Consider the following 7,664-nt stretch of genomic DNA (forward strand, 5'->3'; position numbering starts at 1 on the left):
AGCTCCCCGGCGGCCAGCAGCGCTGGCTCACCCACCCCCACCTCCGCGCCACCGAGCTGCGGCTCGCCCCCGACTTCTGCACGGTCGTCGGCGTCAGAACGCCTCCGGCCCGCTCCCTCGGCCTGGGTTAGCGGGGTCCGGCACCGCGGGAGAACGGGCGAAGGCCCGCGCGCCGCTCGGCAGCGGCGCGCGGGCCGGTGTCCCCGGAGAGGGACCGGGATCCCTCAGTAGAGGTAGAACTCTTCCCAGGAGCCGTTGATCCAGTCGGAGCGTGCCCGCAGGGCGTTGTTCAGGTCGCCGGTGTAGTTCTGCTCGGTGGCGACGAACAGGTCGTTGGCCACGGACCGGAGGGCATAACGACCGGTGTCCGGGTTGGTCCACAGGACGAACCGCTCCCAGCTTCCGGCGGAGCCCGCGGAGCGCGCCCGGAGAATGCCCTCGGAGGAGCCGGTGTAGTTCTGCTCGGAGGCGACGAACAGGTCGTTCGCGGTGGACCTGAGCGCCAGCGTCTCGGTGGCGTCGTCCCAGTAGAGGTCGAACAGCTCCCAGCTGCCGCCCACCTCCTCCGAACGCGCCCGCAGCAGACCGGTGTTGGGCGCCCGGTAGCTCTGCTCCGAGGCCACGAACAGGCCGGTGCCGACCGACTCGATGGCCCAGGGGAGCTCCTCGGGCTCCTCGTCGGCGGCCGACAGCCTGGCGGCCCCCGCCTCGGCCAGCATCTCGTTCATCGTGGCGTTGTCGACGACCTCCCAGCCGGCGTCGGCGGGAGCCGAGGGGCTGCTCGCGGTGGCGGCCGACGCGCCCAGCGTCGACGCGGTGAGCAGGCCGGCGAGGGAGAGAAGAAGAGCGCCTTTGCGTCTCACGTGGTGTCCTTCGTTCGTTCGGTTCGCGGGCAGACGGCTCAGGAGGCTGACGGAGCACCCGCGAGGTGTGCGTGGAAAACGGCGACGGCCCCTGCCCCCCTTGTCGCCGTGGCCCCCAAGTCCACGGCGTGTGCCACGCCCTGACCCGCGCCGGAACCCGGTCCGACGCGCGGGATCACGGCAACGCCCCACGGCGCTCAGTGTAGATCGGGTGACCGAAATTGGGGCGTCCTTCACGTGAACTCACGATTCCCTCCTCCGGGTCGCCGCCGCCGGCCACGCGCGGTGCCCCCGGGTCAGGTGACGGCCCACCCCGCCTGCGCCGCCGCGACGCCCAGCGCGCCGGCGACCAGCAGCGTGGCGACGACCCCCCGGCGGAGTACCAGCAGCAGAACCGCCGCGAGGCCGAGCAGCCCCCACTGCCACGGGTGCCGCAGGGCCAGCGCCAGCGGCACCGCGGAGCCGAGGATCGCGCCGATCACCGCCGGTCCCGCGCCGTCGAAGAACGCCTGGACCGCCGGCATCGCGCGCAGCCGCTCCAACTGGTGCCCGCCCAGGACGATCAGGAGGAACGAGGGCCCGAACGCCACGAGCGAGGCCAGCAGTCCGCCGCCGATACCGGCCGCGGCATAGCCGACCACCGCCATCGTCTGCACCACGGGCCCGGGTGTGATCTGCCCGAGCGCCACGGCGTTGAGGAACTGCCCGTCGGTCATCCAGCCGTGCGCGCCGACCGCGTCCGCCCGCATCAGCGGGATGATCACGAAGCCGCCGCCGTAGGAGAGGGCGCCCACCTTGTACGCGACCCAGGTCAGCGCCGACAGCGAGGCCAGGCCCGCGCTCACCGGCACGGCGGCGAGCAGCAGCCACAGGCGCGCGTTGCCTCCGGGGGGCGCGGGCTCGCGGCAACGCCGCACGCCCCGCACCGCCACCTCGGCCAGCCCGGCCGCGATCAGCACCAGCACCAGCCAGGCGCCGAGCAGCACGGCTGCCAGCACGCCCGCGGTGACGTAGCCCGCCCACCGGGCCCGCGCCCGCCGCCCGGTGGTGCGCCGGCGGCTGTCGGGCACCATCTGCCACCCGGCCTGCACCGCCACCGCGGCGACGGCCGAACCGGCCCCCGCCGCCGCGCCGTTGACCCAGCGCGGCGGGTCGCCGGCGAGGAAGAGGGCGGCCAGCGCCAGGATCATCACCAGCCCCGGCAGGATGAAGCACACGCCACCCACCACCGCGCCCCACGCGCCGCGCAGCCACCAGGCGTTGAGGATCGCCAGCTGCGTGGAGGCCGGGCCGGGCAGCAGGTTGGCCGCCGCTATGCCGTCCTCGAAGTCGCGGGCGGGGACCCATCCCCGCCGCCGCACGCACAGCTCGCGCAGCAGCGTGATGTGCGCGGGCGGCCCCCCGAAGCCGATCAGGCCGATGCGCCCCCACTCCCGGGCGATCGTGAGCAGTGAGACGCGCCGCTGCGAGACGTCGTGGTGCATGCGCGACTCCTGGGCAGGGGGGTGAAACCGGCGCCGACCCTATCCCGGGAGGGTGAACGCCCGCTGAAGCCGCGGGGCGCTCAGGCCAGGGTCGCCACCAGCAGTGCCTTGATGGTGTGCAGGCGGTTCTCCGCCTGGTCGAAGACCACCGAGCTCGGCGACTCGAAGACCTCGTCCGTCACCTCCAGCGAGTCCAGGCCGTGCCGGGCCGTGATCTCGCGGCCGACCTCCGTGCCCAGGTCGTGGAAGGCGGGCAGGCAGTGCAGGAACTTCACGTCCGGGTTCCCCGTGGCGCGCAGCACGTCGGCGGTCACGGCGTAGGGCCGCAGCAGCGCGATCCGTTCGTCCCAGGTCTCCAGGGGCTCGCCGAGGGAGACCCAGACGTCCGTCGCGACGAAGTCGGCTCCGCGCACGCCCTCACCCACATCAGCCGTAAGAGTGATGCGCGCGCCCGTGGCGGCGGCCAGCCGCCGGGCCTCGGCCTGGATCCCGGCGTCGGGCCGCAGGCCGTCGGGGGCGACGATGCGCACGTCCATGCCGAGCAGCGCGCCGGTGATCAGGTAGGAGTTGCCCATGTTGTTGCGGGCGTCGCCCAGGTAGGCGAAGGAGAGGGCCTCCAGCGGCTTCTTGCTGTGCTCCGACATCGTCAGCACGTCGGCCAGCATCTGGGTGGGGTGCCAGTCGTCCGTGAGCCCGTTGTAGACGGGGACACCCGCGTGGGCCGCCAGCTCCTCCACGATCCGCTGGGCGCCGCCCCGGTACTGGATCGCGTCGAACATCCGCCCGAGAACGCGGCCGGTGTCCCGTGCCGACTCCTTGTACCCGACGTGCGAGCTCGCCGGGTCGAGGTAGGTCGTGCGGGCGCCCTGGTCGGCCGCCGCCACCTCGAACGCGCAGCGCGTGCGGGTCGAGGACTTCTCGAAGAGCAGCGCGATGTGCTTCCCGGTCAGCGCCGGGGTCTCGGTGCCGAACCGCCTGGCCGCCTTCAGGTGGGTGGCCAGGCCGATCAGGGCGCGGAACTCGTCGGGGGCGAGGTCCAGCTCCTTGAGGAAGTGGCGGCCGGTGAGCTCTGTCGCCATGGTGGCTCCGTCTGGTCGGGCGAAAAGCGTGAAATTATATGCATCATTCTACATGTGTATGCACTGCCCGGACCAGCCCTCCCCCGGCCCTCCCCGGCGGGCGCCCCGCGTCAGGCCGGATCCCGCTCCACCGGGCAGCTCATGCAGCGCGGCCCGCCGCGCCCCCGGCCCAGCTCGCTGCCCGGGACCTCGATCACCTCGAACCCGTGCTCCCGCAGATGGGTGTTGGCGGTCACGGTCCGCTCGTACGCCAGGACGACGCCGGGCTCGACGGCCAGCACGTTGCACCCGTCGTCCCACTGCTCGCGCTCCGCCGACCGCACGTCCTGCACGGGCGTCAGCACCCGGATCCGGCCCAGCCCCAGCGCCGCGGCGATCGCCCGGTGCATGTGCTCGGGCGGGTGGTCGGTCACCTTCAGCTCCCGCTCCCAGGAGCCCGGTTCGATCGTGTACGAGCGCAGCATCCCCAGCCCCGCGTATTGCGTGAACGTCTCCCCGTCGACCATGGTCAGCACCGTGTCCAGGTGCATGAACGCCCGCCGCTTCGGCAGGTCCACGGCCACGATCACCCGCGCGGAACCGGCCGCGAACAGCCTCCGCGCCAGCAGCTCGACGGCCTGCGGCGTGGTCCGTTCCGACATGCCGACCAGCACCGCGCCGTTCCCGATGACCAGCACGTCCCCGCCCTCGATGGTGGACGGGTGCTCCCCCTGCCCCTCCGACCAGGTGTGGAACGCGCCCGCCTCCGCGCCGCGGAAGAGCGGGTGGTGCCCGTAGACCGCCTCGAAGTGCACGCTCTCGCGCCGCCTGGCCTGCCAGCGCATCGCGTTGATCGCCACCCCGTCGTAGACCCAGGCCGAGGCGTCGCGGGCGAAGAGGTGGTTGGGCAGGGGGTGGAGCACGAAGTCGTCCGGCTCCATGACGTGGAACCGCACGGACACCGGCTCCGGGTGCCGCTCCAGGTACTCGCGCTTGGTCATCCCGCCGACCAGCGCCTCGGCCAGCTCCCCGGTCGGCAGCCCGTCGAACACCTCCCGCAGCGCGTCGGTGGCGAGCGGCCCGTACTCCCGCTCGTCGAACACCCGGTCGAGTACCAGCGCTCGTGCCGCGGGGATCTCCAGGCTCTCGGCCAGCAGATCGCCGAAGAGGTGCACCCGCACACCGCGGTCGCGCAGCACCCCGGCGAAGACGTCGTGCTCCTGCTGGGCCCTGCGCACCCACAGGACGTCGTCGAAGAGGAGGTCGTCCTTGTTCGTCGGCGTGAGCCGCTTCAGTTCGAGCCCGGGGCGGTGGAGGATCACTCGGCGGAGCCGCCCGGTCTCGGAGTCGACATGGAAGGTCATGCCTCCCATTCTGCGGTCACCCCCGCGCGAGCTCCGGCTCAGGCCCGGGGCCCGGCCCCCCGCGTCAGGCCGCCACCGTCCGCAGCCCGTGGTCGAGCAGCTTCTCCAGCCGGTCGAGGTGGTCGCGCGTCGGGTCGCGCAGCGGGGCCCTGACCCCGCCCACCGGCAGCCCGCGCAGCCGCACCCCGGCCTTCACCAGCGAGACCGCGTACCCGGGGCTCTCGTCGCGCAGCGCCACCAGTGGCACGTAGAACTCGTCCAGCAGCAGGCTCGCCGTCTCCTCGTCCCCGGCGCCGACCGCCCGGTGGAACGCGAGCGCGATCTCGGGCGCGAACGCGAAGACCGCGGAGGAGTACAGCGGGATGCCGAGCCCCCGGTAGGCGTGCACGGTCATCTCGGCGGTGGGCAGCCCGTTGAAGAAGTGGAACCCGGCCCCCGACTCCCGCCGCACCCGGCGCACCGTGCGGTGCATCAGCTCGATGTCGCCGACGCCGTCCTTGATCCCGACGACCCGGGGCAGCCGCGCCAGCTCCGCCGCGGTCTCCGGGGTCGGCACCGCGTTGGCCCGCTGGTAGACGATCACCGGCAGGTCGCTCGACTCCGTCACCGCCCGCACGTAGTCGACCAGGCCCCGCTGCGGGCTGGTGACCAGATACGGCGGCAGCAGCAGCACCCCGTCCACGCCCGCCTCGGCCAGCGCGGCCGTCTGCTGCCCCACCAGCGGCAACGGGCCGCCCGCCGCCGCCACCACCGGGATCCGGCCCGCCGCCGCGGTCACGGCGACCCGCGCGCAGACGGCCAGCTCCTCGGTGGACAGCGCGTGGAACTCGCCGGTCCCGCACGCCACGAACACCCCGCCCGCGCCGTTCTCCACGCCCCGGGTGATGTGCCGGGCGAGCAGGTCCGTCTCGACCGAGCCGTCCTCGGCGAAGGGCGTCACCGGGAAGAAGAGGATTCCGTTGAACTCCATGCTGGTCATCCCTTGGTCGCGCCCGCGGTGATGCCGCGGACCAGTGAGCCCTGAAGGCAGAAGTAGACGATGAGGCTGGGCACCAGGGCGGCCAGCGCGCCGGCCAGCACCACCCCCGAGCCGACCTGGACGTCCGAGCGCAGGACGGCGAGCGCCACGGTGAGGGTGTAGTCGTCGGGGCTGTCGGCGGCGATGATCGGCAGCAGGTACTGGTCCCAGATCATGAGGTAGCCGAAGATCCCGATGACACCGAGCGCCGGGCGGCACAGCGGCAGGATGATCTGGAGCAGCAGCCGCACCTCGCCCACGCCGTCGAGCCGCGCCGACTCCTCGATCTCCTTGGGCACGTCCTTCATGAACTCGGTCATCACCAGCACCGAGAAGCCCCAGGCGCCCACCGGGAGGATCACGCCGAAGACCGTGCCCTTGAGGTCGAGGCCGAGCACGGGCAGATCGCCGAGGACCACCGAGAGCGGGACCGCGATGATCTCCTCGGGCAGCATCATGGTGAGCAGGAACAGGCCCATGACCAGCGCCCTCCCGCGGAACCTGCGGCGCGCCAGCGCGTAGGCGGCCATCACCGAGACGGTCATCTGGAGCAGCAGCCCGCCGCCCGCGATGACCAGCGAGTTGGCGAAGTAGCTCCAGACGCCCCGGTCCCCCGCGACGGTGAAGTTCTCCAGCGTGGTGTCGTCGGGGAACAGCGAGAGCCGGGACGCCTGCGCGTTCTCGCTGAACGCGCCGGTCACGATCACCAGGAACGGCGCGGCGAAGACGAAGAGCGCCAGCGCGCACAGCAGCACCCGCAGCACCAGCGCGGGCCCGAGCCTGGGCGACCAGCCGAGGGCGGTGTCGAAACGGCTCGGGTGGGCGTGGCCCGCGGCGGCGCGCCCCTTCCGCGGGTCCGGTCGCCCCTTCACGGGGGCCGGACGGTTCGGGGTGCTCATGACTCGGCCCTCCGGCTGAACAGGCGGACGGTGACCGTCAGCACCAGGGTGACCGCGAGCAGGATCATCGAGCCCGCCGACGCGACGCCGATGTCGTTGCGCTCGAAGCCCAGGGAGAAGACGCGGGTCATCCACACCTCCGTCGATCCGGCGGGGCCGCCGCCGGTGAGGACATAGACCTCGGTGAAGATCCGCAGCCCGCGGATGGCGGCCAGCGTCAGCACGATGGTGAGCGCCGGGCGCAGCGCGGGCAGCGTGATGTGCCGCAGCCGCTGCCACAGCGAGGCCCCGTCCACGGCCGCCGCCTCGTACAACGACCGCTGCACGCCCGCGAGTCCGGCGAGGATGATCACCATGTTGTAGGGGGCGCCGATCCAGACGCCGACCACCATGACCGACCACAGGGCGCTGTCCGGGCTGTCGAGGAACGGCTGCGGGCCGAACCCGACGAGCCCGAGCATGGTGTTGGCGAAGCCGTCGGAGGTCGGCAGGTAGAGCAGGCGCCAGATCTCGCCCACGACCGCGAGCGCCGTCACCACGGGCAGGAAGACGGCGGTGCGGATGATCCACAGCGACCGCGCCTGGCCCTCAAGGAGCAGCGCCAGCAGGAAGCCGACGACGATCGCGCCCAGGGTCTGCCCGAAGCCCAGCAGCAGGGTGTGGCCGAACGCCTCCTGGAACCGTTCGTCCCGGACGACCTGTTCGTAGTTGTCCAGGCCCACCCACTGGTTGCCGAGGAACGGCTGCACCTCCTGGAGGCTCAGCCGGATCCCCTCGGCCATGGGGATGAACTTGAAGAAGAGCGCGAGCAGCAGCCCCGGGGCCAGGAACACCCACGGGATCCAGAACCGGCCCCGCCCCCGCCCCCCCCCCCGGCCGCCGCCGAGGCGGGGGCGGGGCGGCGGGGGCGGCTTCGCCGGCCCGCGCCCGGGGGCGGGGGAGGGCACGGCAGCAGGTGCTGCGCTTCCAGCTCGGCGG

Annotated in this window: 7 protein-coding genes; all 7 read right to left on the minus strand. The window is 72.9% G+C overall.

Going from position 1 to position 7,664, the window contains the following annotated elements; genetic code table 11:
- Positions 1-224: 224 nt before the first annotated feature.
- The 7 genes from ADY01_RS29555 to ADY01_RS29585 all read right to left on the minus strand — a co-directional run bounded on the left by ADY01_RS29555 (position 225) and on the right by ADY01_RS29585 (position 7,528).
- Entirely contained in the window at positions 225-863 is a 639-nt protein-coding gene (locus ADY01_RS29555) for a fascin domain-containing protein (RefSeq protein WP_049579604.1), read from the minus strand.
- A gap of 296 nt (positions 864-1,159) precedes the next feature.
- Positions 1,160-2,347 carry a chromate efflux transporter gene (gene chrA / locus ADY01_RS29560; protein ID WP_049579606.1) on the minus strand — a complete coding sequence of 396 codons (1,188 nt, stop codon included), beginning with the start codon at positions 2,345-2,347 and terminating at the stop codon, positions 1,160-1,162.
- Between the two features lie 80 nt (positions 2,348-2,427).
- Positions 2,428-3,426 (minus strand): ornithine carbamoyltransferase, encoded by a 999-nt coding sequence (gene argF, locus ADY01_RS29565; protein ID WP_049579607.1) that lies wholly within the window; start codon positions 3,424-3,426, stop codon positions 2,428-2,430.
- A gap of 110 nt (positions 3,427-3,536) precedes the next feature.
- Positions 3,537-4,769 carry an arginine deiminase gene (locus ADY01_RS29570; protein WP_199826337.1) on the minus strand — a complete coding sequence of 411 codons (1,233 nt, stop codon included), beginning with the start codon at positions 4,767-4,769 and terminating at the stop codon, positions 3,537-3,539.
- A 64-nt stretch (positions 4,770-4,833) separates the two neighbouring features.
- Positions 4,834-5,739: a 5-dehydro-4-deoxyglucarate dehydratase gene (locus tag ADY01_RS29575; RefSeq protein ID WP_049579611.1), complete on the minus strand. Its 906-nt coding sequence runs from the start codon at positions 5,737-5,739 to the stop codon at positions 4,834-4,836.
- Between the two features lie 5 nt (positions 5,740-5,744).
- Positions 5,745-6,686 carry a carbohydrate ABC transporter permease gene (locus ADY01_RS29580; protein WP_078900722.1) on the minus strand — a complete coding sequence of 314 codons (942 nt, stop codon included), beginning with the start codon at positions 6,684-6,686 and terminating at the stop codon, positions 5,745-5,747.
- Positions 6,683-7,528, minus strand: coding sequence for a carbohydrate ABC transporter permease (locus ADY01_RS29585; RefSeq protein ID WP_049579614.1), 846 nt, complete (start codon positions 7,526-7,528; stop codon positions 6,683-6,685). The genes ADY01_RS29580 and ADY01_RS29585 overlap by 4 nt, the downstream gene beginning before the upstream one ends.
- Between the last annotated feature and the right edge of the window lie 136 nt (positions 7,529-7,664).

The organism is Streptomyces sp. SBT349, from assembly GCF_001083795.1.
GTDB lineage: Bacteria > Actinomycetota > Actinomycetes > Streptomycetales > Streptomycetaceae > Streptomyces.

Bases quoted from the DNA above. Each gene is read 5' to 3' on its own strand.
- chrA (WP_049579606.1), bottom strand. From the start codon at position 2,347: ATGCACCACGACGTCTCGCAGCGGCGCGTCTCACTGCTCACGATCGCC.
- argF (WP_049579607.1), bottom strand. From the start codon at position 3,426: ATGGCGACAGAGCTCACCGGCCGCCACTTCCTCAAGGAGCTGGACCTC.
- ADY01_RS29570 (WP_199826337.1), bottom strand. From the start codon at position 4,769: ATGACCTTCCATGTCGACTCCGAGACCGGGCGGCTCCGCCGAGTGATC.
- ADY01_RS29575 (WP_049579611.1), bottom strand. From the start codon at position 5,739: ATGGAGTTCAACGGAATCCTCTTCTTCCCGGTGACGCCCTTCGCCGAG.
- ADY01_RS29580 (WP_078900722.1), bottom strand. From the start codon at position 6,686: ATGAGCACCCCGAACCGTCCGGCCCCCGTGAAGGGGCGACCGGACCCG.